A 26,083-nucleotide genomic window follows, 5' to 3' on the forward strand; every position below is an offset into this window, starting at 1 on the left:
TGCTTGGTTAATTGTTATTGATGTTTATTTTCCAAACGATGTAATATTCTTCATTTGGGTTTAATGTTTGTAGCCCTATTTTATTATTAAAACTATCAGAAACTCCGGTAGTAGGTTCTATGGCTATTGTATTTAATCTAGGTGGCGTATAAGCTTGTAAAAAGTTGTCTTTTACAGAAGAAGAAAAGTTTAATTGATATTTAGGAGTATTAAACTGAACTTTATCGGTATTTAAAACCCAACAATCATCTAATTGTTTGTTTTCTATATTTAAAACCACTTTAGATTTAACATCTTCAACACCTGTAGTAATATTTCTATCTCCAATAATTAGTTTTTGATTACAATCAAAATTTATAGAACTTTCAGATAAATTATCACTTATAAAATAAGGATGCCACCCTAAAGTAAAAGGGAACGTTTTAGTGTCTGTATTTTTTACATATATAGCTAAACTTACATTGTTATCATTAAAAACATACGTTACTTGTATTGTATAAGTATAAGGGAAGCCTGCTGTTTTAGCATGTTCTATATATTCTAAAGTTAGATTAGCAGAACTTTCTGTAGTTTCTTGTTCTATTAATTTAAAGGTTTTATTATAAACAAAACCATGTAGTGCGTTTCTTTCTTCTTTTTGATTGGTTTCTAGTTGAAAATCTTCATTGTTAAAAGAATATTTTCCATCTTTTATTCTATTTGCAAACGGAAATAGAATAGAGGAGGCGTAGGTAGAATCGTACTCTAATGGATGTAAATCTTGAATAATTGCTTGTCCATCTAACGTTAATTCTTGCAAACTAGCTCCTAGGTCTAAGTAAATTTTACCGAAAACAGAATTTTTAGTGTTTTTAACTTCAATGCTGTTTGTTTCTGAGTTGTGATTTATAGTATACACTGTATGTTATATTGAGTTTCTAATTATTAATTTATTAGGGTTTTCTATTTTAATTTGTTCTTTATTCAAAATCATTTGAGCTAGTCTTTTACCCATTTCATTAAAGTCTGTTGATATTGTTGTAATGCCTCCTTCTACAATTTCCTTTAATAAGGTGTCATTATATGAAAGTACTCCAATATCTTGCCCTAAAACGAAATTTTGTTTTTTCATTTTTTTGATAACCCTTAATAAGCTTTTATCATCCGGAATTACAAATAACTCATCTTTTATTAAGGGTAGATCAGATGTTTTTTCTACGATTTCATAAGAAATTTCTTTTTCTTCACAGAATTGAACAAAACCTTTAATTAAACTTTTAGGTTGGTTATCATTTAAGGCTATAAGATTCAGTTTTTTGTATTTTTTTATAGATTCTGAAATTGTATTTAAATTCGTGTAAATAGTTTTTTCAAAATTTTGATAAACAGACGGATAATTTTCCAAATCTTTATGAATTTGATCTAAAATATATACCTTCTCTTTTGGTAAAACTTTAATAGTTTTACCTGTGTTTTTAAAATTTGCAGGCATAATTACATACGCATTATAATCACCCGAATTATCTTGAATCAATTTTTTAAAAATAGTTTCATTAAAGTGGTGAAAGAAAATATCTACCTGAATATTCGGAGTTAAGTTTTCTAAAAAAGAATTATATAAATCTTCTTTAAAAGAGTTTAATTCATCAAAAAGTAAAAATATTTTTTGTTTAATATCTATGTTTTCACTAGATACATAATATCCTTTACCTACTACGGGTTTTATAATTCCTCTGTTTTTTAATTCGTTAAAAGCCGTTAAAACTGTGTCTCTAGAGAGTTTATTTAGCTTTCTAATTTCGTTAATAGAAGGTAGTTTATCTCCTTTTTTTAGTTTTCCATTATTTATTGCATCCTCAATGTTGAGGATGATTTGTTTGTATTTTGGAATTCCTATTTTATTTTTAACTTCGATCATATGGTATACAAATATACAAATTTTATAACAATTACCTACCAGTACGTACTAGTTTGTGTAAAAGGACTAATTTGTTATTAATCTTAAATTAATATACATATATTTGAATATTAAATAATTAACTAAACAAAAATTATGATGCAAATTTTAACTTTTTTAAGCTTCACTATACTTGTTGCCGTCATTTCTTATTTTGCTACAAGAAATACAGAAGAATCTTCTTCTGATGGCTATTTTTTAGGAGGAAGAAGTTTAACGGCAGGTGTAATAGCTGGTTCTTTGCTATTAACAAACTTATCAACAGAACAAATTGTTGGTCTTAATGGTTCCTCTTACCAAAGTGGATTATCTGTAATGGTTTGGGAAACTTTGGCAGCAATTGCAATGGTACTTACTGCTATGTTTTTATTACCAAGATATTTAAAAGGAGGTTTAACAACGGTACCAGGATTTTTAGCAAAAAGATTTGATGTTACCACTAAAACATTAACTTCTGTTTTGTTTTTATCTGGTTATGTAGTTGTTTTATTACCAGTAATTCTTTATTCAGGTTCCCTTGCAGTAAGTGGTATGTTTAATGTTCCAGAATTATTAGGAGTAACACACACGCAATCTATTTGGATTTGTGTTTGGGGAATAGGAATTATAGGTTCTATTTATGCAGTTTTTGGAGGTTTAAAAGCGGTTGCTGTTTCTGACTCTATTAATGCGATTGGTTTATTAGCTGGTGGTATTTTGATTCCAATTTTTGGATTAATGTTGATTGGTGATGGAAATATTATTGATGGATTAAATATAATTACAACATCACATCCAGAGAAATTTAAATCTATGGGTGGGCCAACAGACCCTGTTCCATTTTATACCATTTTTACAGGAATGATGTTAGTTCAATTGTTTTATTGGGGAACAAATCAACAAATTATACAAAGAGCTTTAGGTGCAAAGAATTTAAAAGAAGGTCAAAAAGGATTATTATTAGGATCTTTTATAAAAATATTAGGACCAATTATTGTTGTGTTACCTGGTATTATTGCTTTTCATATTTTTGATGGTAAATTAGAAAACCCAGATAGTGCCTATCCTATGTTAGTAAATAAAGTGCTTCCAGATGCATTTGTTGGCTTTTTTGCAGCAGTTTTATTTGGTGCAATTTTAAGCTCTTTTAATAGCGTATTAAACAGTTCTGTAACCTTATTTGGTATTGATATTTACAAAGAACATATAAACAAAGATGCAGAAGAGAAGACAGTAGTAAAGTACGGTAAAATGTTTGGAATTGTATTAGCAATTGCAGCGATGTTTATTGCACCGTTAATTGCTAATGCAGGAAGTTTGTTTGCATACTTACAAGAAATTAATGGTATTTATAGTATTCCTATTTTAACGATTATTGTAGTGGGATATTTTACAAAACGTGTACCTGCAATTGCTGCTAAAGTTGGTTTAATTTCTGGATGTTTATTATATATAATTAGTCAGTTTTTTATGCAACCTTATTTTGTAAATTCTGCAATTGATGAAGCAAAAGCAAAAGGAATTACAGATGTTGCAGAGTTAGCTTTGGTAAAAGCCCAAGCTTATCCTCACTTTTTAGATGTAATGGCTATTTTATTTGTTTTAAATGTAGTAATTATGTTAGTAATTGGTAAGATTAAACCAAGAGAAACAGATTTTGTACAAGAATATACCCAGCAAGTAGATATAAAACCTTGGAAACACGTTAAAAGTGCAGGAATAGGAATTTGTATTATTGTTATTGTAATTTATGCTTATTTTGCATAAGTAAATACTTTTTTAAGATAATAAAAAACGTCTAAAATTTTTTTAGACGTTTTTTTATTATCTATTTAACGTGAGTTCGATGTAAGAAATTTTAATTAAACCTATAAAAAAAGCAGAATATTTAGTATATTAAAGTACTGAATTCTAATATATTAATAAATATCCTGCTTATGATTTCTGATAGTAAAATTATAGAAATTTTCTGTTCTTTAGATGATTTTATGAAAGAATTTAACTTAATTCTTAATAAAAACAGCATTTCTGATGGTTCAACAACTAAAAAACGTAATAGAAAGTTCAAAATGTCTGATAGTGAAGTGATGACCATACTTGTTATATTTCACCTAAAGTCTTACCGAAACCTTAAACACTTTTACTTAAACCATATTTGTAAATACAGACAAGATCTGTTTCCAGATTGTGTTTCTTATAATAGATTTGTAGAACTTCAAAAAAAGGTTACACAACCTTTAGCCGTTTTTATGAAAATGTATTGTTTAGGCGATTGCACAGGTATCTCTTTTATTGATTCTACTCCTTTAAAAGTATGTCACTATAAAAGAGAAAAACAACATCAAGTATTTAAAGATATTGCCAAAAAAAGCTATGGAACTATGGGGTGGTATTTTGGATTTAAACTATATATTGTCTGCAATGACAAAGGAGAAATTATTGATTTTATGTTCACTCCAGCCAATGTAGACGACAGATTCCCTCTCAAACAAAAGAAGTTTCACGACAAATTATTTGGAAAAATTTTTGGAGACAAAGGATATATTGGGAAAGATTTATTTGAAAGACTTTTTGTAGACGGAATTCATTTAATAACTAAAGTTCGAAAAAACATGAAAAAGAAAGCAATGGACTATATGGATAAAGTTATCCTAAGAAAAAGAGCAATCATCGAAACAGTAAATGATGTACTAAAAAACACTTGCCAAATTGAACATTCTAGACATAGATCTTTTGATAATTTCATAACAAATATGATCTCTGGATTAATTGCATATTCTTTTTTACCTAAAAAACCTTCTATAAAAATCCCGAATATGTTACCGAATATTGCGATTGATTAGCTCGAACTCACGTTATTTATTTTAAAGCTCTATTTCTTCAAAAGCGTCACTTCGTTCTGCAATATCAAATAGGTGTTGGGCTTCTTTTGGTGGTACGGTTAGTTTTCTTTTTGTTAAATCTATCCAAGCTCCATATACTTTTATAATGGCAGATAGTTTCCCTGCTTCGTTAAAAACATGATGTGTAATTTTCCAACGTTCGTTGTTTTCTGATAAACCAGAAAGTTTAAAATCTACAGTAATGTTTTCTCCTAAATGGATTTCTTTTCTAAAAGAAGTTTCTTCCGTAAATAAAATAGGACCAATATTGTGTTTTGTAAACTCTTCTATAGAAAAATTTTGTTCTCTAAAATAGCGTACTCTAACTTCTGCAGCATAATCATTATATGCAGTATGACGCATGTGTCTGTTTGGGTCAAAATCTGCCCATTTTGTGTGAAATGTAACTTTAAAACTCATTCTTTTTGATATTTAAAAACCTGATAATACACTATTTTGCATTATCAGGTTTGTTCTTATTAAGTAATTAGTAATTAGTGTTTTACTAATTTATTATTCGGGTTCAATTTTAATTCGCTTAAAACATTTAAAGCTTCAAAAACATATACGTCTTTAGATAAATTTTTATGCCATGCCAATCTTTTATCGGCTAAAACAGTATCTTTTTTAAATAGAGATTGTTCATATTCTGGAGAAGTAAAGTTTAAATCCGATTTATAATCAAAAACTGCTTTAAATTTTTCAGCATCTTTTTCATTCGCTACATTTTCTTTTTCGAACAATTTATAGTTTAGAGTATAAGAGGTATCATCTTGTTTCTTTTTTAACCATTTTGCATATTCATTGATCAATTTAAATTTAGAGTCTGTTGCAATTCTTTGTTTGCTATTATAAATTACATCAGAAAAATTTTGATAAGAACTTGTTTGCACATACTCTGCTTGTTTTACTTTATCCCAACCTAATGCGCCCTTTAAATCTCTTTCACCAAACTTCATGTAACTATATCTGTCTGGCATTGCAATATCAGAATATACCCCTTCTATTTGAGTAGAGCCACCATTAATTCTGTAGAATTTTTGAATGGTCATTTTTAAAGCGCCTAAATCTTTATCATACTTGGTAAATTGGTTAATAGGTAATACACTTTGCACTGTTCCTTTACCATAGGTTTGGTTTCCTCCCATAATTACCGCTCTTTTATAATCTTGCATTGCTGCAGCAAAAATTTCTGATGCAGAAGCAGAAAATTCATTTACTAAAACAACAACTGCTCCATCCCATTGAATCTTAGGGTCGATATCTTTTTTAATAATAGGGTTTTCACCTCGGTATTTTACTTGTACAATAGGGCCTTCATTAATAAATAAACCGCTAATTTCTATAGCTGTTTTAAGTGAACCACCACCATTATTTCTTAAATCTACAATTAAACCAGTAACTCCTTCTCCTTTTAATCTTGCAATTTCTTGCTCCATGTCTTTTGCAGAGTCTCTATAGTCTTCTTCTTCAAAATTTATATAGAATTTTGGTAGATCTATAATTCCGAATTTTTTACCATCCTTTTCTACAATACTAGATTTTACAAAAGTTTCCTCTAGTTCTACAACATCTCTAATAATAGAAATTACTTTGGTAGAGCCGTCTAATTTTTTCTTAACCGTTAATTTAACCTCGGTCCCTTTTTTTCCTTTAATAAACTTAATAGCATCATCTAAACGCATGCCCACAATATCTAATGGTTCTTCAGTTCCTTGTGCAACTTCTAAAATAATATCACCAGGTTCTAAACTACCTTCTTTCCATGCCGGACCTCCAGAGACTAATTCAAAAATTTCGGTATAAATTCCTTTTTTAACCAAACGTGCTCCAATTCCTTCTAATTTACCAGACATATCTTGGTCAAAACGTTCTTTTATACTTGGTGCCATATAAGTTGTATGTGGGTCAAAAGCGCCAACTACTGTGTTTAAAAAAGTAGAAAACCAATCTTCATGTTCTAATTCTTCAATTCTAACATACAAATCGTCCATGTTTTTAAGAACTTCTAAACGTGCTTCTTTTTCTAGTTCACCAAATTTTTTAGTTTTAAAATTTTTATCCTTTTCTACCTTTGCTTTTTGTTTTTCTAATTTATCTTGAATTCTAATTAGAGTGCTTAATTTTAATTGTTTGCGCCAGTAATCAATTAGTTCGTTTTCATTTTTAGCAAACGGAACTTTTTCATAATCTACATCAATGGTTTCATTTTTATTAAAATTGAAAGGTTGTTTTAATAGATCTCCATAATATGATTTTGCATTTTTAATTTTGCTAGAAAACCGATCGTACACCAAGTTATAAAAAGAGACATCTTCTTTTAATAATTGATTATCAATATCATATTTAAATTTAGAAAACTCTTTAATATCTTCTTGTGTAAAATATCTTTTATTAGGGTCTAAACCATCAATAAATTCATTAAAAACATACTCAGAAAAATCGTCATTTATGTCTTTTACAACAAAATGACTTCTGGTAAGAATGTTTCTTAAAAGATATACTAAAATTTTATCTTTTTCAGGATCTGAATTCGTGTCTATATTTGATGCAGTAGCCTGAAAGCTATTTGCAAATAGCAACATTGCTAATAAAAATGTGGTGATTTTATATCTTGTTTTCATATTTCTTCTGTCGTTACTTAAATTCTGTAATTACTTCTTGTTCTTTGCTAAACTACTAAAATAATGCCAAAATTATTTAGTAAGTTTTTATATTATTCTCTTTTGTTATTCTTATATACTTTTAAAAGATAACAATAGCTTTGTGTTATACAATATTACGGAAAAAAGAGAAAATCAATTCTTTACAAACTGTTAAAAAGGAAATAGTATAAAAATCAATTATATTTGCCTAAAATAATTCAAAATTTAAAGTTCAATATTTAAATTGAAAACTTCCTGTAATTTTGAATTCTTAATTTTGAACTTTAAACGAAAATGATGCAAGACAAGCCTTTAATTTTAATTACAAATGATGATGGTATTACAGCTCCTGGTTTAAGAGCTTTAATTGGCATAATGAATAAAATTGGTGAAGTAGTTGTTGTTGCGCCAGATAGCCCACAAAGTGGGATGGGACATGCTATAACAGTAGATAATGTGTTAACCTGTAATGCCATAACAATTGATGATGGGCCACAGTTAGAATATACGTGTTCTGGTACACCTGCAGATTGTGTAAAAATGGCTGTCAATGAAATTTTAAATAGAAAACCAGATTTATGTGTTTCTGGTATTAATCATGGATCTAATTCATCGATTAGTGTTATTTATTCTGGTACCATGAGTGCTGCAATAGAAGCAGGAATAGAAGGTATACCTGCAATAGGTTTTTCTTTATTAGATTTTAAATGGCATGCAGACTTTAAACAATCAGAAGAATTTATAAAAAATATTACATTAAATGCTTTGTTAAACGGTATTCCCGAAGGCATTGTTTTAAATGTAAATATTCCTAAGTTAAAAAAGGAAGAAATAAAAGGGGTTAAAATTTGTAGACAAGCAAATGGATATTGGAGAGAAATTTTTGATAAACGTAGAAACCCAATGGGTAAAGAGTATTACTGGCTTTCTGGTGAATTTGTAAATAAAGATAAAGGAGAAGATACAGATATTTTTGCGTTAGAAAGTGGTTATATTTCTGTAGTTCCTGTTCAGTTTGATATGACTGCGCATCACATGATTCAAAAATTAAATTCATGGGAACTGTAAAAAAAGATATTTTAATAGGAATTTTGGTTTCGTTATTTGCCACTTTTGGAGGCGTTTTTTTCTATTTAGAATATATTTCTAAATTTGGTTTTTACGAAACCATCAATTTAATAAAAGATGGCGATTTGTATGGTAAAGTATTGTCTTTAGCTGCAATTCCTAATTTATTTGTTTTCTTCATTTTTATCAAAAAGAAACAAGATAATAGGGCTAAAGGAGTTTTATTGGCTACTATTTTAATAGCATTAACTACTTTGGTTTTAAAATTTATTTAATAGAGATAATGTCTCCTCGAGCGCAGTCGAGAGGTTTAATAAGGTCTCGACTGCGCTCGACCAGACAAGTAAAAACTTATGAAATATTACATTATTGCTGGTGAGGCTTCAGGAGATTTACATGGCTCTAATTTAATGAAAGCTTTGTATAAAGAAGATACAAATGCAGACATTCGGTTTTGGGGTGGAGATTTAATGAAAAATGTTGGCGGAACTTTAGTGAGTCATTATAAAGAAAGAGCTTTTATGGGGTTTTTCGAAGTTTTAATGAATCTTTCTAAAGTATTAGGTTTTATTAAATTTTGTAAAAAAGATATTGCAGAGTTTAAACCAGATGTTCTTATTCTTATTGATAATTCTGGTTTTAATTTACGTGTTGCCAAATGGGCAAAAGAACAAGGTTTTAAAACCAATTATTATATTTCTCCTCAAGTTTGGGCAAGTAGAGCGGGTAGAGTTAAAGACATTAAAAGAGATGTAGATAAAATGTTTGTAATACTTCCTTTTGAAAAGGAATTTTATGAAAAATACGATTACAATGTAGAATTTGTTGGGCATCCTTTAATTGATGGAATTGCAGGCAGAAAACAAGTAAGTGAAGTTGCTTTTAGAAAAGAGTACAACTTAACAGACAAACCCATTATTGCGTTATTACCAGGAAGTAGAAAGCAAGAAATTACCAAGATGTTATCTGTAATGCTATCTTTAATTGATGATTTTTCTGACTATCAATTTGTAATTGCAGGTGCTCCTAGTCAGGATTTAAGTTTTTATAATAATATTATTGGAGATAGAAAAGTGAGTTTTATCAGCAATAAAACCTACGATTTATTAAGCATTTCTTACGCCGCTTTAGTTGGGTCTGGTACAGCAACTTTAGAGACAGCTTTATTTAAAGTTCCACAAGTAGTTTGTTATAAAGGAGGCAGTATTTCTTATCAGATTGCTAAAAGAATTATCACCTTAAAATTTATTTCTTTGGTCAATTTAATTATGGATAAAGAAGTGGTAAAAGAGTTAATTCAGAATGATTTTAATTCCAAGAATTTAAAAACTGAATTGACTAAGATTTTAGATGATCGTTATAGAGAGAAACTGTTTTTAGAATACTTCGATTTAGAAAAGAAACTTGGCGGAAAAGGAGCTTCAGAAAAAGTTGCCAAACAAATTGTAGGCGATTTAAAAAAGGAAGAAAACTAGCTTACACATTATGAATTATAATAATAAGAAATTTAGAGTAGTTCAAAATACTGAGAATGGTGAAACATCAGAAGAAACCATTTTTAAATATCAACAAAAGGGTACTATTCTTACTTGTGAATACAAAGGAGGACAAATAGTAAAAGGTCATTTAATAGGTCTTGTAGATGAAGACGGAAATATAGAAATGCGTTATCATCAAGTGAATCTTAAAGGAGAGTTAATGACAGGTACTTGTAGTTCTAAACCAGAGTTAACTTCTAATGGAAAAATAAGACTTTATGAAAATTGGCAATGGACTTCTGTTGATAAGACAAGTGGGGAATCTATTTTAGAAGAAGTTTAATTAAGTGTACAAATTATACCTAAAAGAATATTTAATATGAAGAAATGGGGTTTTTTATTAGTTGTATTTTCTTTACTATTAAGTTCTTGTTCCTCTACTAAAAACGTTGTTAAAAAGACAACTAAACCAACTACAAAAGTAGATAGAATTGTATCTAATGCCTTAAAATATAAAGGAGTCCGTTATAAATTTGGAGGAACAACCCAAAGAGGAATGGATTGTTCTGGTGTAGTTTATGTTGCCTTTGGAAGCGAAAATGTACAATTGCCAAGAATTTCTAGAGACATGGCAAAAAGAGGAAATAAAATCTCTTTAAATAAAGTAAAAAAAGGAGATTTATTATTCTTTAGAACCAGTAAAAGTAGACGAAGCATCAACCACGTTGGTTTGGTGGTTTCTCATAAAAAAGGGCAAATTAAGTTTGTGCACGCCACAACATCTAGAGGTGTAATTGTTTCTACTTTATCCGAAAAATACTGGAAAAAAGCATTTGTAAAAGCAACAACCATCTTATAATTAGTAGTTAACGTTTTTTTTAGTAACTTTAACTTGCTATGAAAAGGTTGTACAATTACATACCCTTGCACTTTGTTGTGCTTTTAATTATTGGAATTTGTTTCCAATTTTTCACGCAATTTTGGAGTTATAGTTTTCTAAAAACCTCGTTGTTTTTAGGGGGGCTCGCTGTGCTTGTTTTTCTGATAACAAACAAAGTTATAAGAACAGGTCTTGCTTTTATTTTATTCTTTTTTGTGGGTGTTTCAGCTGTCTATTTAAATGATGACAGAAATTATGATTCTTTTTATGAGCATCAATTAGAAGATAATGCTACTGTTATTTTACAAATTGATAAAATTTTAAAACCCGGGAATTATTATCAAAAATATGAGGCTAAAGTTATTAAAGTAAATGCTGATAAAACTATAGGAACTGTCTTGTTGAATATTCAAAAAGATAGTTTTACAAACCCTTTACATGTAGATGATCAAATCTTATTAAAACCAACTTTAAAAGAGTTAATTCCTCCTTTAAATCCGCATCAATTTAACTACAAATCTTATTTAGCCAAACAAGGTATTCATCATCAGTTATTTGTTGCAGAAAATCAGTTTTTAAGGTTAAATTCTAAAAGAACTTCGTTATTAGGCTTGTCAGCAAAATTCAGGAATAAAATTCAAGAATCATTAAAGAAATACCATTTTAAGGATAATGAATTAGCGGTAATTAATGCTCTGTTGTTAGGGCAAAGGCAAGATATTTCTAAAGAATTGATTGTAGATTATCAAAGAGCAGGCGCCATCCATATTTTAGCAGTTTCGGGGTTGCACGTTGGCGTTATTTTATGGATTTTATCCTTTATTTTTAAACCTCTTGAAAGAATTAAATATGGATTGTTTTTAAAAACCGTTATCATTGTTTTATTACTTTGGATGTTTGCTTTTATCGCTGGTCTTTCGGCCTCGGTAGTTAGAGCCGTTACCATGTTTACTTTTTTAGCAATCGGCTTATCTTTGAGAAGGAAAAACGTAGTAGAATTTTCATTTATTTCATCCATGCTTTTCTTACTATTGATAAAACCCATGTTTCTGTTTGATGTTGGTTTTCAATTAAGTTATTTAGCCGTTTTTGGCATTCTTTGGGTACAACCAAAATTGTATAAAGTTTACAATCCAAGATTTTTTTTAGACAAGAAAATTTGGCAATTATTCACCGTTTCAATTGCAGCTCAAATAGGCATTTTACCTTTAAGTATTTATTACTTTCAACAATTTCCAGGGTTGTTTTTAGCATCAAATTTAGTAATCATTCCTTTTTTAAGTGCTATTTTAATCGGAGGGATTTTAGTTATTATTGCATCACTTTTACATATTTTACCTCAATTTTTAGCGGATATTTATGGAGTTATCATATCTGGAATGAACGACTTTGTAAGTTGGGTTTCTCATCAAGAAGAATTCTTGTTCAAAGAAATTTCAATATCATTTATTACGATGTTGTGTTGGTATGTATTCTTATTTTTAGGTGTTTATTTTCTTATAGAAAAATCATCCAAAAAACTCATTTACTTTTTTATTTCAATTTTATTATTACAAAGTGTTTATCTAATAGAATCGAATCAAAATAAAGTAAAAGAAGAGTTAATTGTATTTCATAAAAGCAGGTTTTCTATGATTGGAAAGCGGGTAGGAGCGCAACTCTTTTTACAACACGATATAGATAGTGTAAGGTTTAAAAAAGAAAATAGTATTAAATCGTATAGTGTTTCAGAAGGAATTATACAAGTTAAAGAAACCAGTTTTAAGAACTTTGTAAAGTTTTCTAATAAAGACGTTTTATTGATAGACAGTTTGGGTGTTTATAATATTACAGGATTAAAAAAGCCAATTGTTGTGATGCAATATTCGCCTAAAATAAACCTAACAAGGTTGATAAAAACAATAAAACCATCGCAAATTATTGCAGATGGTTCTAATTATAAAAGTTATGTAATTCGTTGGGAAAAGTTGTGCTTAAAACATCAAATACCTTTTCACTACACAGGACAAAAAGGAGCGTTTATTATTGATTAATTTTTCTGTAAAGTTTTTTCTTTTTCTTAGAAATATTTCCACTAAGATTTTATAGATTCCTGCCTTCGCAGGAATGACAAAATGGAAATAGTTTATAAGTATTATTACAAATTACTTTTAAAATCTTTATCAAATTCACCCCATTTTTTAGTTTCGTATATTTTTTCAGAAAAATAGACCAATACCTTTTCCATTGTTTCTGTATCTAAATACCCAGGAATTCTGTCTAATAATTCCTCTTTTTCAGTCAGAAATAATGTGGTTGGGTAAGATAATTTACCATCCATTAAAGTAGCAGCTAATTGGTTATAACCACGTCTTCCTTCTTTTTGATATTTAAAGGTATGTTCATTAAAAAGAATGTCCTTTTTGCCTTCTCCATCTAGTTTAACGGCATAAAAGTTTTTATTAATATAATCGCCTATAGTCTTATTAGAATAAGTGTTTAAATCCATTTTTTTACAATAGCCACACCAATCTGTATAGACATCAATTAAAATAGGTTTAGGATTCTTTTTATTTAATTTAATGGCCTCTTCAAAACCAAGCCATTTTATATTTTCTTGTGCATTTATATTCAAACAAAATAGTAAAATTGCAATAAGTAATTTAAAGTTTTTCATGCTTTATAAGTCGAAATAGGTGTATCAAATTTACAAAAAAAAAAGTAAAGCATCGAAATACGATGCTTTACTGAAATATTTATAAGGAATAAAATTACTTTACTCCGTGCATTAGTTTTTTTAATAAAGGGTTTAAAACAATAGATATTAAACCAACAGCTATTGGTACTAACGTAAAAATTAAAAAGAAAGTACTTAATGAGTGTTCTTCTGTTATTTTATCAATCATTCCTCCCATTGTACCTGCAGCTTTTTGTCCTATTGCAATGGCTAAATACCAAATACCAAACATAAAACCAATCATTCTACCTGGTACTAATTTACTTAGGTAAGATAAACCTACTGGTGAGATACAAAGTTCTCCCATGGTATGAAATAAATAAGCAAATATTAAGAAAAACATACTAACAGAAGCTGTTTTAGCTCCTTGTTCTATACCCATTGTACCTATAACTAATACGCCAAAACCTAAACCTAAAAGAATAAGACCTAAACCATATTTCATAGCTGCACTTGGGTTGTATTTACTTTCCCACCATTTAGAAAACAAAGGAGCGAGTGTAATGATAAAGAATGAATTTAAGATACCAAACCAAGAAGCACCAACTTCTGTTGCATCTGCACTAAATTCTCTGTTTACTTTCCAAATAACAATTCCCCAAAGAGTAACAAATGCCAACCCTAAAATGATATTAGAAAAAGGAATTTTAGAATATGTTTTCTTAAATAATAAATAGAGCACCCAAGTAATAATTGCCAAAGGACCTACTGTTAATATTAAATCGATTATTTTAAATATCATTGCAGATGATCCTGCAAGTGTTCTTCCTGTATAATCTCTAGCAAAAATGGTCATTGAACCTAAAGATTGCTCAAAAGCAGCAAAGAAAAATACCGTAAAAATTCCGAAGATAGCAACGGCAATAATCTTGTCTCTAATAATTTTGGTATATCTAGAGATTCTAGAGATTACTAAATATAAGAATAGCACCAATGCTGTTAGAATGGTAACGTTAGAACCATCCATAGATCCTATTTTAAAATCTAAAATATTAATATCTCCAACTTTAGACATTGGGTCATTAAAAAGATATAAAACACCTCCTAATGCAGAAAGTATAATCAAAATTTTATCTAACCCTGTAAAAGGATTTAATTTTTCTTCTGATGAGTTCTGTTCTGTTGGACTAACTTCATTAATGTTTTGAGCAAGTTCTACTTCGTATACTTTTGATGGTTTTTCTCCAATACTACCAAATAAATCTTTAGCTAACCAGAATTGTAACATTCCTAAAAACATAAAAATTCCTGCAAGACCAAAGCCCCAAGACCATCCAATATTTTCTGCTAAATATCCACAAAGCATCATTCCGAAAAAAGCACCTGCGTTAACTCCCATGTAAAATATGGTGTAAGCTCCATCTTTTTTAGATTCTTTTCCTTTATACATTTCAGAAATCATAGAAGTTACATTCGGTTTAAAAAAACCAGTACCAATAACTAATAATGCTAAACCTAAGTATAATGTAAATTGTGTTTCAAATACCATAGAAGCATGGCCTAACATCATAATAAAACAACCAATAACTACTGCCCACTTATATCCCGTAATTTTATCAGCAACCCAACCACCAACAATAGGTGTTAAATATAAAAGAGATGCATAGGTACCAATTAAAGCTAACGCATGTTCTCTTGGCCATTCCCAACCAGGGTTATCACCAATTAATGGAGCTGTTAAAAACAGTACCAATAAAATTCTCATTCCGTAAAATGAAAAACGTTCCCACATTTCTGTGAAAAATAAAACAAATAATCCAGCAGGATGTCCAATAACCTTGTCTTTAAACAGGTTTTCTATGTCTGTATTCATAAAATGATTTTTAAGTAATATAATTGTAAATAAAAAGCCCCGTAAACAGAGTTTATGAGGCTTTTTATTTGTTCTTTATTAGTCTGCTAATTCAAAGCCTTCTGCTTCATTATCGTGAATTTCAACTTCATTATCTTCAGCACCATGAGTTAATCTTTTTAAAGGTTTAAGTAGTGCGATTACTAGTAGCCCGAAAATTACAGTAAATATTACTATTCCTGTAAAAATAGTATATTCACCAAACTCAGCTGATTTTTCACCTAAAACACCTGCAACTTTACCTCCAAGGCCAGTTGCAGCAAAATATAATCCCATCATTAATGATGCATATTTTACAGGTGCTAATTTTGTAACAAATGATAAAGATACTGGTGATGAAGATAATTCACCAATTGTATGGAATAGATATGCTAAAATTAACCATTGCATACCAGAACTACCATTTGCTTCATATTCTCTAACAGCAAGAATCATAAAAACAAAACCTAGTCCCATAATAATGGTTCCCGTTGCCATTTTAAATAATGAAGAAGCTTCTTTATTTTTAAGTTTTCTTTTTGCCCATATATTTGCAATCCAAACCGCTAATAAAATAATGAAGCCAGCATTTAAACCTTGAAACATAGGTGTAGGTATAAGCATACCAAATAACATTCTATCTGTTTTTTGCTCTGTATAAACACTCATTAAGCCTCCAGCTTGCTCAAATGCACCCCAAAATACAACAACTAATAAGAAAGATAATAAAAGTACTAGGAATCTATCTTTCATTATTTTAGATTCTAAATCTTTATAAATCATCATTAATAAACCTACTACTAAAGATAAAAATACAAAGAGTGCTCCGTATCCCCAGTGATCAACACCTTCTTTAGTGTATCCAAAATATAGTGATAAAACTATCATCACTGTCATTATCCCTAAGTGTATTGGGGATTTGAATATATTTCCAAATATTTTTCCAATAGATACATTGTCTTTACTTTCTTTTGCTACAACTTTATTACCTACATGAGTTATAAATTTTTGTCCCCATATATATACAACTAAACCAAGTATCATTGCAATTCCTGCAAGACCAAATCCAGCGTGCCATCCCCATTTAGCTACAACCAATCCAATAAAAGTTGTTGCTAATAAAGAGCCTAAATTAATACCAATATAAAAGATACTAAATCCTTTATCTCTTCTGATATCGCCTTTTTTATAAAGACCACCAACCATTGTAGAAATATTAGGTTTTAAACACCCAACACCAATAATAATAAAACCCAAACCAGTAAAAAATGCCCAATCTTGTTCAATTGCTAATACTCCATGACCTATAGATAGAAGTACAGCACCTAACATTACTGTCTTTTTTTGGCCTAATACTTTGTCTGCTAATATCCCTCCAGGAATAGAGATAAGGTACACCAACATTACATACCAACCATATAATTGATATGCTTCTAACTCTGTCCATCCTAAACCAGGTCCATTTTTATCTGATGCTTGCGCAATCATATAAATTACCAAAATAGAACGCATTCCATAATAAGAAAAGCGCTCCCACATTTCTGTAAAAAATAAAACGTATAACCCAACTGGGTGACCAAATAATTCTTTTTGGTGCGGTAACTTAGCAGTATTGCTCATATATTTATTCTTTTATTTGTTTGATTTGTTATTTAAATTCTCGTCGATAAAGTTAGTCATTTTTGTAAACAAATTTAAACGCATATTTCTTCCTTTATAAATGCTGTGTGTTCTGTCTGGTACAATAAACATATCAAATTGTTTATTCGCTTCAATTAAAGAATTTATCATTCTGTAAGAGTTTTGTACATGCACATTATCATCACCAGTTCCATGAACCAATAAGTAGTTTCCTTTTAATTTATCGGCATAATTTATAGGCGAATTATCATCATAACCACTTGCATTTTCTTGTGGAGTTTGCATATATCGTTCTGTATAAACAGAATCATAAAAACGCCAAGAAGTAACAGGAGCAACGGCAATGGCTGTTGTAAAAATATCATTTCCTTTTAAAATACAATTTGTACTCATAAAACCACCATAAGACCATCCCCAAATACCAACATTGTTTTTGTCGATATAAGAACGTTCTACTAATTTTTTTGCAGCTGCAATTTGATCTTCAACTTCGTATTTACCTAATTCTTTCTGAGTTACCTTTTTAAAATCGGCACCTTTATAACCTGTTCCGCGTCCATCAATACAAACTACAATAATTCCTTTTTGTGCCAACATATTATGCCAGTAGTCGTTGCTCCCGTTCCAAGTATTTCCAACTTGTTGAGAACCAGGACCAGAATATTGAAACATTAAAAGTGGATATTTCTTTGTCTCATCAAAATCTAAAGGTTTTACCATCCACATATTTAAGTCGTTTCCATTAATGTTAATGGTAGAAAATTCTTTAGGACTCATTTTATATGCTGATAATCGTTCTTTTAAAGCAACATTATCTTTTATCACTTTTAACATTTTCCCTTTAGCTGTATATAAAGAATAAACAGGCGGAGTTTCTGCAGAAGAATACGTGTTGATGAAAAAGTTTAAGTTTTTACTAAAAGCAGCCGTATTTTGACCACCTTCATTACTTAATAATTTTTTACGTTTTCCATTTAAATTGATAGCGTAAACACCTCTGTTAATAGAACCATTTTCTACAGATTGATAGTAAATGGTTTTCTTTTTTTCGTTAAAACCATAGTAATTAGTTACTTCCCAGTTCCCTTTTGTAATTTGGTTGATGAGTTTTCCGTTAAAATCATAATGATAAATGTGGTTGTAACCGTCTTTTTCGCTCGTCCAAATAAAACTGTTGTCAGCTAAAAAAGTAAGGTTGTCTGTAATATCAATATATGCTTTGTCAGTTTCATTTAATAATAAAACTGTTGTTGCTTTTATAGGATTTACTTTGTGTAATTTTAAATTATTTTGATGGCGATTTAAAGTTGTTGCTACTAAAACATCGGCATCATTAGACCATTTAATTCTAGGAATATATTCGTAATCGCCTAAAGAAATTTTCTTTGTACTTGCTGTTGATAATGTGTACATGTGTAACGTTACATCTGCATTTTTTTCTCCGGCTTTTGGGTATTTAAAGACTTGTTGTGTTGGGTATAATTCAGTACCAACAATATCCATAGAAAAAGTAGGAACATTTGTTTCATCAAAACGTAAAAAAGCCAAATGTGTTCCGGTTTTGTTCCACTCAAAAGCTCTTACAAAGGCAAATTCTTCTTCGTAAACCCAATCTGTAATACCATTAATTACTTCATTTATTTTACCATCATTTGTAACTTGTATACTATTGTTTGATGCTAGATTTTTTATAAAAATATTGTTGTCTTTTGCATAGGCTATATTTTTATTATCCGGAGAAAAAACAGGTTCTTGAATATTTTCTTCAATTAAAGTTAAATTTTTTGATGCAATATCATACGCATAAAAAGTTCCTTTAAAAGAATGTCTATATATTTTCTTGAAGTTTGTACCTAAAATCAATTTGGTTTCATCATTATTAAAACTGTAAGATGAAAAGCTATTTAAGTCCTTTAAATTGGCGCTATTTACAATTGTTTCTACTTTTTCTAACGTTTTGTAGCTGTATTTGTCTACAGATACCGATCTAGTTTGTCTATTATAGTCTAAAACAGCATAAAAATCGCCATTCATAGAGTTTAAAGAATTCATTCTTTCTGCAGAAAACGTTCCGTTCCAGATTTCTTCTAGCGTAATTTCTTTTAAATTTGATGTTTGTTTTGGTGTTGTTTGTGCTGTAGATATGTAACTTGTTAATAATAGAATAGTTACAAAAAAGATTCTTTTTTTCATGGTAGACCTTGAGATTTGATAAAACTTTGCCAAGTTTACGGAAAAATCCATAAAAAATATCTTAAAAAATCAGAAAACTTGAATATACCTTAATGTTTTAACAGTTTGACTTATCTTTGTTCTTGATACTTTTATACTCAATTGAATGAACAAACTTATTTCAGGTTTTTCTAAGTTAACTAAAGATGAAAAGATTACCTGGTTAACCGAGAATTATTTCCATAATCAATCAGAAGCCAAAGCTATTATTAAGCAGTATTGGAACAACAATAATGATTTACAACAACTGCACGATGATTTTATAGAAAACACAATTTCTAATTTTTATATGCCTTTTGGTATTGCACCAAATTTTGTGATTAATGATAGAACTTACGTAATTCCTATGGTGGTAGAAGAAAGTTCTGTGGTTGCAGCAGCTTCTTTGGTTGGTAAATTTTGGAGCACTAGAGGCGGTTTTAAAACAACGGTTATTGGTACTACAAAAATTGGGCAAGTTCATTTTATGTATGCGGGTGATAAAAAGGAACTCGAAGCCTATTTTATTAAAAATAAAACAGAATTATTTGCTGCTACAGCTTCCATTACTAAAAATATGGAAAAACGTGGTGGCGGAATTTTAGATATTCAATTAGTTGATAAAACTGATCAATTAGAAAACTATTACCAATTACATGTAACCTTTGAAACGAAAGATTCAATGGGCGCAAACTTTATCAATTCTTGTTTAGAGGCAATTGCTAAAAAGTTTGAAAAAGACGATATAGAAATTGTAATGAGTATTTTATCTAATTACGTTCCAGAATGTGTGGTTAGAGCAGAAGTGAGTTGTAAGATAGAAGAATTAGGAGGAGAGAATCCTCAGAGATTTGCAGAGAAATTTTACCAAGCAGTAAAAATTGCAGAAATAGAACCTTATAGGGCGGTAACGCATAATAAAGGAATTATGAATGGAATTGATGCTGTTGTTTTAGCAACTGGTAACGATTTTAGAGCAGTAGAAGCTGGTGCGCACGCGTACGCTTCTAAATCCGGACAATACTCTAGCTTGTCTCATTGTACTATTGATGATGGAATTTTTAAATTCTGGATTGATATTCCGTTGGCTTTAGGAACCGTTGGTGGCTTAACAGGTTTACATCCTCTAGCAAAGTTATCTTTAGAAATGTTGCAAAAACCATCTGCAAGAACTTTAATGCAAATTATGGCAGCAGCAGGTTTGGCTCAAAATTTTGCAGCTTTAAGAGCTTTAACGACTAAAGGGATTCAGCATGGACACATGAAAATGCATTTACAGAATATCTTAAATCAGTTTAATGCTACGGATGAAGAAAAAGAAATAGTTACTGCTTTCTTTGATAAAAAAACGGTGACACATTCTGCAGTTGTAGAAAAAATAGATGCTTTAAGAAAACCTTCTATCAATTGGATTGATTTTTTTAATAAGACTTTGGTAAGTTATAAACTGGCTAAGATTGATGAAAAGACAAAGCCGCTTTTTGGGAAGATGAATGGGCAACAAATGATAGAACATTTAAGTTTTTTATTACAAATTTCTAATGGAAAAATAGCTGCTGATTATTATGTATCTGATGAAAAATCAGCAAGAAGAAAACCTTTTTTAAATACAGAAGGGGAGTTGCAAGTTGGGTTTAAAGCAAGTATGTTGTCTGAAGAACCAAATGCCTTAAAATTTAATTCTGTAGGTGAAGCAATTCATGATTTATTCATTCAAATTGATGCTTTTAAGATTCATTTTGAAACAGCCAAAGCTGAAAATCATCCGTTTTTTGGGGAATTAAATTATGAGTATTGGCAAAAATTTCATGTAAAACATTTTACACATCATTTTAAACAATTTGGATTGGTATAATGAATTTTTATTCTAACGGAAAACTTTTATTAACAGGAGAATATCTTGTTTTAGATGGCGCAAAATCTTTGGCAATTCCAACTAAATTTGGACAAAATTTAAATATTGAGAAAATAAAAGAACCTCAAATTATTTGGGGAAGTTTTACACACACCGGAGAATGTTGGTTTGAGGCTGTTTTCGATTTAAAAAAACTACGTTTGATAAATTGTACTTTCAACTCAGATAAAGAAGGAAGTGGAGAGGTTATTGCAGAAACGTTGTTAGATATTTTAAAAGAAGCTAAAAACTTAAATCCAGATTTTTTAAAATCAGAAAACGGATTTGTTGTAAAAACAAACCTTACATTCCCAAGAAATTGGGGATTAGGAACTTCATCAACATTAATAAATTCTGTAGCTTCTTGGGCAAAAGTAGATGCTTTTCAATTGCTTTGGAATTCCTTTAAAGGAAGTGGTTATGATATTGCTTGTGCACAAAACGATACGCCAGTTTTTTATCAAATAGAAAATAAAAAACCTGTTGTTGAGCAAGTGGAATTCAATCCGAGTTTTAAAGAGAATTTGTTTTTTGTTCATTTAAATCAGAAGCAAGATTCTAAAGAAGGAATTGCAAAGTTCAGGGAGAGTAACATTAATTTTGATAAAGAAATAAAAAGAATTTCAGAAATTTCTGATGAATTTTTAACTACAAAATCATTAGAAGAATTTGAAGATTTAATTGTAGAACATGAACAAATTATTAGTTCTATTATCAAATTGAAACCGGTAAAAGAAAAATTATTTCCAGATTATTTTGGAGCCATAAAAAGTTTAGGTGCTTGGGGAGGAGATTTTGTTTTAGTTACAGGAGACGCATCAACACCAAGCTATTTTAAAAATAAAGGATTTGAAACCATATTGACTTACAGTCAGATGGTTTTATAATAAAATATTAGGTCTCGACTGCGCTCGACCTGACAATTAATATTCTAAATGTCTCCTCGAGCGCAGTCGAGAGGTTTTATACAAGATAAACAAATGAGTAAAGTAATAATTATTGGAGGAGGAGCAGCAGGATATTTTACAGCGATAAATGCAAAAGAAAATAACCCTGAATTAGATATTACAATTCTCGAAAAAGGAAAAGACGTTTTACAAAAGGTGAAAATTTCTGGAGGTGGAAGATGTAATGTTACACACGCATGTTTTATTCCAAAGGACTTAACAGAATTCTATCCAAGAGGAAAAAAAGAATTGTTAGGGCCTTTTCACCAGTTTATGACAGGCGATACTTTTGAATGGTTCGAAAACAGAGGAGTTCCTTTAAAGATAGAAGACGATAATCGTGTTTTTCCAGAAGCAAATACAAGTCAGGCAATTATAGATTGTTTTCAAAATGCTGTTGATAACTTAGGAATTAAAGTGTTAACAAACTGTGGTGTGAATTCGGTTTCTCAACAAGACAATAAATGGATTATCAACACAAAAGAACAAATTTTTGAAGCAGATAAATTAGTAATTGCTGCAGGAAGTTCTAAAAAAGTATGGGAATTATGCCAAACATTAGATCATAGCGTTGTAGAACCAGTTCCGTCTTTATTTACCTTTAATATTAACGATAAAAGATTGGTAGATTTATTAGGAACTTCTGTGCCAAATGCTACAGTTACCATTTCTGGAACAAAATTAGAAGCATCCGGACCTTTGTTAATTACACATTGGGGAATGAGTGGTCCCGCGGTTTTAAAATTATCCGCCTTTGGCGCAAGAATTTTGGCTGATAAAAATTATCAATATAACGTAGAAGTAAATTGGTTGTCTAGACCAACAGATAAAGTTTTAAATGTGCTTTTAAATTTAAAAAAGAAAGAACCTAGAAAAACAGCTATTTTAAAATCGCCATTTGCTGAGGTTTCTAAAAGATTGTGGGAACGTTTTGTAATTGCAGCAGGAATTAAAGCAACTCAGAATTGGGCAGATTTAAATAATGCGCAGTTAGAAGGTTTAGCAAATCAGTTAACAAAAGGAGTTTTTAATGCCAACGGAAGAACTACTTTTAAAGATGAGTTTGTTACTGCCGGTGGAGTAGATTTAAAAGAAATTAATTTTAAACGTTTTGAAAGTAGAAAGCATAAAAATCTCTTTTTTGTAGGTGAAGTTTTAAATATTGATGCTGTTACTGGAGGATTTAACTTTCAGAATGCTTGGACAGGTGGTTTTATCTGTGCAAATGCTTTGGCAGAGGATTAATAAAGTACAATTTATGTCATTGAGAGGGACGAAGAGGAATCTTATCGTTATGATGAGATTCCTCAATCGCCTAAAAAGGCTCATTTCGGAATGACAAACTAACAACTAAAAACCAACCACTAATAACTAATTATTATGGCAAGAGCAGAATCGAACGAGTTTAAAAACGGAACAATAGCACCTGATTTTACTTTATTAAATACAGTTGATGACTCTTTTGTTTCTTTAAATGAAGCAAAAGGAGGAAAAGGAACTGTAATTATGTTTATTTGTAATCATTGTCCGTTTGTAATTCATGTAAATAGTGAGTTGGTAAAAATGGCGAATAATTATCAGCAAAAAGGAATTAACTTTATTGCGATAAGTGCTAATGATGTTGATAATTATCCACAAGATTCACCAGAATTGATGAAGCAATTGGCTGAAGAAGAAAACTATCCTTTTCCGTATTTGTATGATGAAACTCAGGAGGTAGCAAAAGCGTATGATGCTGCTTGTACACCAGATTTTTATGTGTTTGATACTGATTTAAAAGCAGTTTATCACGGACAATTAGATGCTTCTAGACCCGGAAACGGAAAACCAGTTACAGGTATCGATTTAAGAACTTCTTTGGATAATTTATTAGAAAACAAACCTGCTTTAGAAAACCAAAAACCAAGTATGGGGTGTGGTATTAAGTGGAAATAGTTTGAAGTATTATAAAAAAATAAAAAGGAATCTTACAGGCCAATTTTTGGTAAGTAAGATTCGTTTTTTATGCAGACTATGCCGCTTTACTTTGTTGTTTGCTAATTAGCAGACTATTAATTGTTTTATTCCATTTTTCTATAGAATCGAACTCATTACCTGGCTGAAAACTAATGTCAGAATTGTAAAACTCTAGCACAATGCTTGGTTTTTTTTTGTCGATGGCACTTAACTTAAGTATTAATTTATCAAGTGTTGTTTCGTTCTTTCCTAAAGACTTACTAATGTTGTTTATCTCACAATTTTTAATAGTTGTAAGGTCTACAAATTGAAGGCTTACTTTTTCTTTTGTTTTTTGTAAAAATGAAACAGTGTTTTTAGAAGTATCTATACCAATGGCGTAGTTTTCTCCTATTTCATGCTGTGTTATTTCAGAGCTATGTTCTTTAGCAAAACTTGTAAGCGTGTTTAATAATTCTTTTTCTTTTTTCTTTTTATTGTTGTTTGTTAATACAAAAGGTAGAGCACATACTGCAATACATATTAACCCTATAATAGCTGTTCCTAAATCCATGTTATTTGTTTTAAATTTTTTGAGATACTAATTTTTGTATGAGGCGATCATTCGCAACATAGCAGTGTTTTTAATGTAACTATGCCAATGATAGTTCTAATAAAAAAGAAGTATTACCAAAAATTATGGAAAGGAAAAATAAGATCAGACTTTCGATGTCTGATTAAAGTATTGTCTAAGTAGTTTTTATACTGTTTAAACTTAGAATTGAAGTCTAATTTATTCGCATAAGAAATTGCAATAAAATCGTCTGAAGACAATTTAAAATTGGGTAAAGAAAATTCTACAAGTTCAGAAATTGAGTTTTCTGATTGCTGTGTATGTGTATAAAAAACTTTAGAAGCAGTGGTAGAAAACGTTGCTTTTTCTGTATTTGTAAAAACGTTATGTGTACCAAAATAAGGAAGTGTATTTGCCGAAAGATACATCCCAGAGCAATAAATTGCAATGAGTAGTATTACTTTAAATATCTGCTGCTTTTTCTTCATTATTTTTTGGTCATATAACATACAACACTGCAAATTTAGTTTTTTTTACAATAGAACAAATTAAAAAGTTTATTTGTTATAAAATATTTAACTATTGTAAAATGAAACCAGATTACCCAACTTCACCTCGATGAGGTTTTAAGGCATCTCTATAAGTTTTCATATCTTTTTCATCAACAGTTATAAAAGCCGCAAACAACATTGGGTTCTTTTCTTCAATATCAATTTCATGATAAATTAAGTTTTCTAGATCTGCAAATTCTTTTAAATGAATGGTATGATGTTTTGCTGTTTCTTGTGCATCAGGACCTCTAAAATCCCACAATAATTTTATTTTTCTACTCAATTTTTTTGTTTTTAATGGTTGATGAAAATGAATAATTCTCCGCTTTCAAAAGTAATTTTTATATTGTTTGCAATTGCTTTATTTCTTGTGCCAATTCTTTCTCCGAAAGTTAAATCTTCCTTGTCTAAATGATATTGCAATCCTACAGTACTAATATTTTTAGCTTTAGGGAAAGGAACTAAAGAAATCGTTTTATCTATACAATTAGTAATATCAGTGCTTTTATCAGCTAAAAAATAACGACTATGATTATCAAAAAAAGTAAGGTTTAATTTGTTTTTCCACTGAATGGCAGTGTGCAGGTTTCCTAAAAAATGATCTTGTTCTTTTCCGCTTGCACCAAAAACATCAACGTTTTTAAAACCTTTATCGAAAAGGATTTTTAGCATTTTATCAAAATCTGTAAAATCTTGATTCGGAGTATGAATTACTTCAATGTTTTCTGGAATGTTTTCTATAGAATCAAAATCTCCGCTAATAAAATTGGGCTTCATTTTATTCTTTTCTAAAAATTGATAAGCGCCATCAGTAGCACAAATAATTTCATATTCCTCTAAATTAGGAATTGCTTTTGGAGGTTCTCCGTTTAGAAGTAGAAAAACTTTTTTTGTATGCATAGAATGCAAAAATAC

General features: G+C 29.8%; 24 protein-coding genes and 1 pseudogene. 13 read left to right on the plus strand and 12 right to left on the minus strand.

Going from position 1 to position 26,083, the window contains the following annotated elements:
- Window positions 1-7: 7 nt before the first annotated feature.
- Together GQR92_RS14110 and GQR92_RS14115 are read right to left on the minus strand one after the other, a co-directional pair.
- Window positions 8-898, minus strand: a complete 891-nt coding sequence (locus GQR92_RS14110; RefSeq protein ID WP_158840621.1) for an aldose 1-epimerase — start codon at window positions 896-898, stop codon at window positions 8-10.
- 6 nt (window positions 899-904) lie between these two features.
- On the minus strand, window positions 905-1,897 hold the full coding sequence (locus tag GQR92_RS14115) for a GntR family transcriptional regulator (RefSeq protein ID WP_158840623.1): 993 nt from the start codon (window positions 1,895-1,897) through the stop codon (window positions 905-907).
- 135 nt (window positions 1,898-2,032) lie between these two features.
- Here GQR92_RS14115 and GQR92_RS14120 point away from each other — a divergent pair, with 135 nt between their 5' ends.
- Both GQR92_RS14120 and GQR92_RS14125 read left to right on the plus strand, forming a co-directional pair.
- Window positions 2,033-3,682 (plus strand): solute:sodium symporter family transporter, encoded by a 1,650-nt coding sequence (locus GQR92_RS14120; protein ID WP_158840625.1) that lies wholly within the window; start codon window positions 2,033-2,035, stop codon window positions 3,680-3,682.
- Between the two features lie 170 nt (window positions 3,683-3,852).
- Window positions 3,853-4,758 carry an IS982 family transposase gene (locus GQR92_RS14125; protein WP_158840627.1) on the plus strand — a complete coding sequence of 302 codons (906 nt, stop codon included), beginning with the start codon at window positions 3,853-3,855 and terminating at the stop codon, window positions 4,756-4,758.
- 21 nt (window positions 4,759-4,779) lie between these two features.
- Here GQR92_RS14125 and GQR92_RS14130 read toward each other — a convergent pair whose 3' ends face one another.
- A complete protein-coding gene (locus GQR92_RS14130; protein ID WP_158840629.1) occupies window positions 4,780-5,217 on the minus strand; it encodes an acyl-CoA thioesterase in 438 nt (145 codons plus the stop codon).
- Between the two features lie 74 nt (window positions 5,218-5,291).
- Window positions 5,292-7,421: a carboxy terminal-processing peptidase gene (locus GQR92_RS14135; RefSeq protein WP_158840631.1), complete on the minus strand. Its 2,130-nt coding sequence runs from the start codon at window positions 7,419-7,421 to the stop codon at window positions 5,292-5,294.
- A gap of 318 nt (window positions 7,422-7,739) precedes the next feature.
- Between GQR92_RS14135 and surE the strand changes: the two genes are divergently transcribed.
- The 6 genes from surE (at window position 7,740) to GQR92_RS14165 (ending at window position 12,901) form a co-directional block, all read left to right on the plus strand.
- A complete protein-coding gene (surE, locus tag GQR92_RS14140; RefSeq protein WP_158842175.1) occupies window positions 7,740-8,510 on the plus strand; it encodes a 5'/3'-nucleotidase SurE in 771 nt (256 codons plus the stop codon).
- The gene (locus GQR92_RS14145; RefSeq protein WP_158840633.1) at window positions 8,498-8,785 is read left to right on the plus strand and encodes a hypothetical protein; all 288 of its coding nucleotides are present in this window, start codon (window positions 8,498-8,500) and stop codon (window positions 8,783-8,785) included. The genes surE and GQR92_RS14145 overlap by 13 nt, the downstream gene beginning before the upstream one ends.
- 78 nt (window positions 8,786-8,863) lie before the next feature.
- A complete protein-coding gene (gene lpxB / locus GQR92_RS14150; RefSeq protein ID WP_158840635.1) occupies window positions 8,864-9,985 on the plus strand; it encodes a lipid-A-disaccharide synthase in 1,122 nt (373 codons plus the stop codon).
- A 10-nt stretch (window positions 9,986-9,995) separates the two neighbouring features.
- Complete coding sequence (locus GQR92_RS14155; RefSeq protein WP_199269144.1) at window positions 9,996-10,331, plus strand: n-acetylglutamate synthase; 336 nt, start codon at window positions 9,996-9,998, stop codon at window positions 10,329-10,331.
- A gap of 36 nt (window positions 10,332-10,367) precedes the next feature.
- Window positions 10,368-10,847, plus strand: coding sequence for a C40 family peptidase (locus GQR92_RS14160; RefSeq protein ID WP_158840637.1), 480 nt, complete (start codon window positions 10,368-10,370; stop codon window positions 10,845-10,847).
- 38 nt (window positions 10,848-10,885) lie between these two features.
- Window positions 10,886-12,901 (plus strand): ComEC/Rec2 family competence protein, encoded by a 2,016-nt coding sequence (locus GQR92_RS14165; RefSeq protein ID WP_158840639.1) that lies wholly within the window; start codon window positions 10,886-10,888, stop codon window positions 12,899-12,901.
- A gap of 104 nt (window positions 12,902-13,005) precedes the next feature.
- Here the strand turns inward: GQR92_RS14165 and GQR92_RS14170 are convergent, their stop codons facing one another.
- From GQR92_RS14170 to GQR92_RS14185, 4 genes are all read right to left on the minus strand, one after another.
- Window positions 13,006-13,524: a thioredoxin family protein gene (locus tag GQR92_RS14170; RefSeq protein ID WP_158840641.1), complete on the minus strand. Its 519-nt coding sequence runs from the start codon at window positions 13,522-13,524 to the stop codon at window positions 13,006-13,008.
- A 94-nt stretch (window positions 13,525-13,618) separates the two neighbouring features.
- Window positions 13,619-15,397 (minus strand): peptide MFS transporter, encoded by a 1,779-nt coding sequence (locus GQR92_RS14175; protein ID WP_158840643.1) that lies wholly within the window; start codon window positions 15,395-15,397, stop codon window positions 13,619-13,621.
- Between the two features lie 78 nt (window positions 15,398-15,475).
- Window positions 15,476-17,035 carry a peptide MFS transporter gene (locus tag GQR92_RS14180; RefSeq protein WP_158840645.1) on the minus strand — a complete coding sequence of 520 codons (1,560 nt, stop codon included), beginning with the start codon at window positions 17,033-17,035 and terminating at the stop codon, window positions 15,476-15,478.
- 12 nt (window positions 17,036-17,047) lie between these two features.
- Complete coding sequence (locus GQR92_RS14185; protein ID WP_158840647.1) at window positions 17,048-19,249, minus strand: S9 family peptidase; 2,202 nt, start codon at window positions 19,247-19,249, stop codon at window positions 17,048-17,050.
- Window positions 19,250-19,394: 145 nt separating this feature from the next.
- Between GQR92_RS14185 and GQR92_RS14190 the strand changes: the two are divergent.
- The 5 genes and pseudogenes from GQR92_RS14190 to GQR92_RS14205 all read left to right on the plus strand — a co-directional run.
- Window positions 19,395-20,663, plus strand: a pseudogene (locus GQR92_RS14190) (hydroxymethylglutaryl-CoA reductase, degradative); the annotation flags it as partial.
- 249 nt (window positions 20,664-20,912) lie between these two features.
- Window positions 20,913-21,122 (plus strand): DUF1569 domain-containing protein, encoded by a 210-nt coding sequence (locus GQR92_RS18260; protein WP_441339147.1) that lies wholly within the window; start codon window positions 20,913-20,915, stop codon window positions 21,120-21,122.
- Window positions 21,122-22,048, plus strand: coding sequence for a GYDIA family GHMP kinase (locus tag GQR92_RS14195; RefSeq protein ID WP_158840651.1), 927 nt, complete (start codon window positions 21,122-21,124; stop codon window positions 22,046-22,048). Before GQR92_RS18260 ends, GQR92_RS14195 begins: the two co-directional genes overlap by 1 nt.
- A gap of 93 nt (window positions 22,049-22,141) precedes the next feature.
- Complete coding sequence (locus tag GQR92_RS14200; RefSeq protein ID WP_158840653.1) at window positions 22,142-23,353, plus strand: NAD(P)/FAD-dependent oxidoreductase; 1,212 nt, start codon at window positions 22,142-22,144, stop codon at window positions 23,351-23,353.
- Between the two features lie 135 nt (window positions 23,354-23,488).
- Window positions 23,489-24,043, plus strand: a complete 555-nt coding sequence (locus tag GQR92_RS14205) for a thioredoxin family protein (RefSeq protein ID WP_158840655.1) — start codon at window positions 23,489-23,491, stop codon at window positions 24,041-24,043.
- 76 nt (window positions 24,044-24,119) lie between these two features.
- On the opposite strand, the gene GQR92_RS14210 is transcribed toward GQR92_RS14205, so the two are convergent.
- From GQR92_RS14210 to GQR92_RS14225, 4 genes are all read right to left on the minus strand, one after another.
- A complete protein-coding gene (locus tag GQR92_RS14210) occupies window positions 24,120-24,617 on the minus strand; it encodes a hypothetical protein (protein ID WP_158840657.1) in 498 nt (165 codons plus the stop codon).
- 113 nt (window positions 24,618-24,730) lie between these two features.
- Window positions 24,731-25,105 (minus strand): hypothetical protein, encoded by a 375-nt coding sequence (locus GQR92_RS14215; RefSeq protein ID WP_158840659.1) that lies wholly within the window; start codon window positions 25,103-25,105, stop codon window positions 24,731-24,733.
- 112 nt (window positions 25,106-25,217) lie between these two features.
- The gene (locus tag GQR92_RS14220; RefSeq protein ID WP_158840661.1) at window positions 25,218-25,451 is read right to left on the minus strand and encodes a hypothetical protein; all 234 of its coding nucleotides are present in this window, start codon (window positions 25,449-25,451) and stop codon (window positions 25,218-25,220) included.
- An 11-nt stretch (window positions 25,452-25,462) separates the two neighbouring features.
- Window positions 25,463-26,068, minus strand: coding sequence for a thiamine diphosphokinase (locus GQR92_RS14225; RefSeq protein WP_158840663.1), 606 nt, complete (start codon window positions 26,066-26,068; stop codon window positions 25,463-25,465).
- Window positions 26,069-26,083 lie beyond the last annotated feature (15 nt).

It is taken from the genome of Polaribacter sp. L3A8, assembly GCF_009796785.1.
Classification (GTDB): Bacteria; Bacteroidota; Bacteroidia; order Flavobacteriales; family Flavobacteriaceae; genus Polaribacter.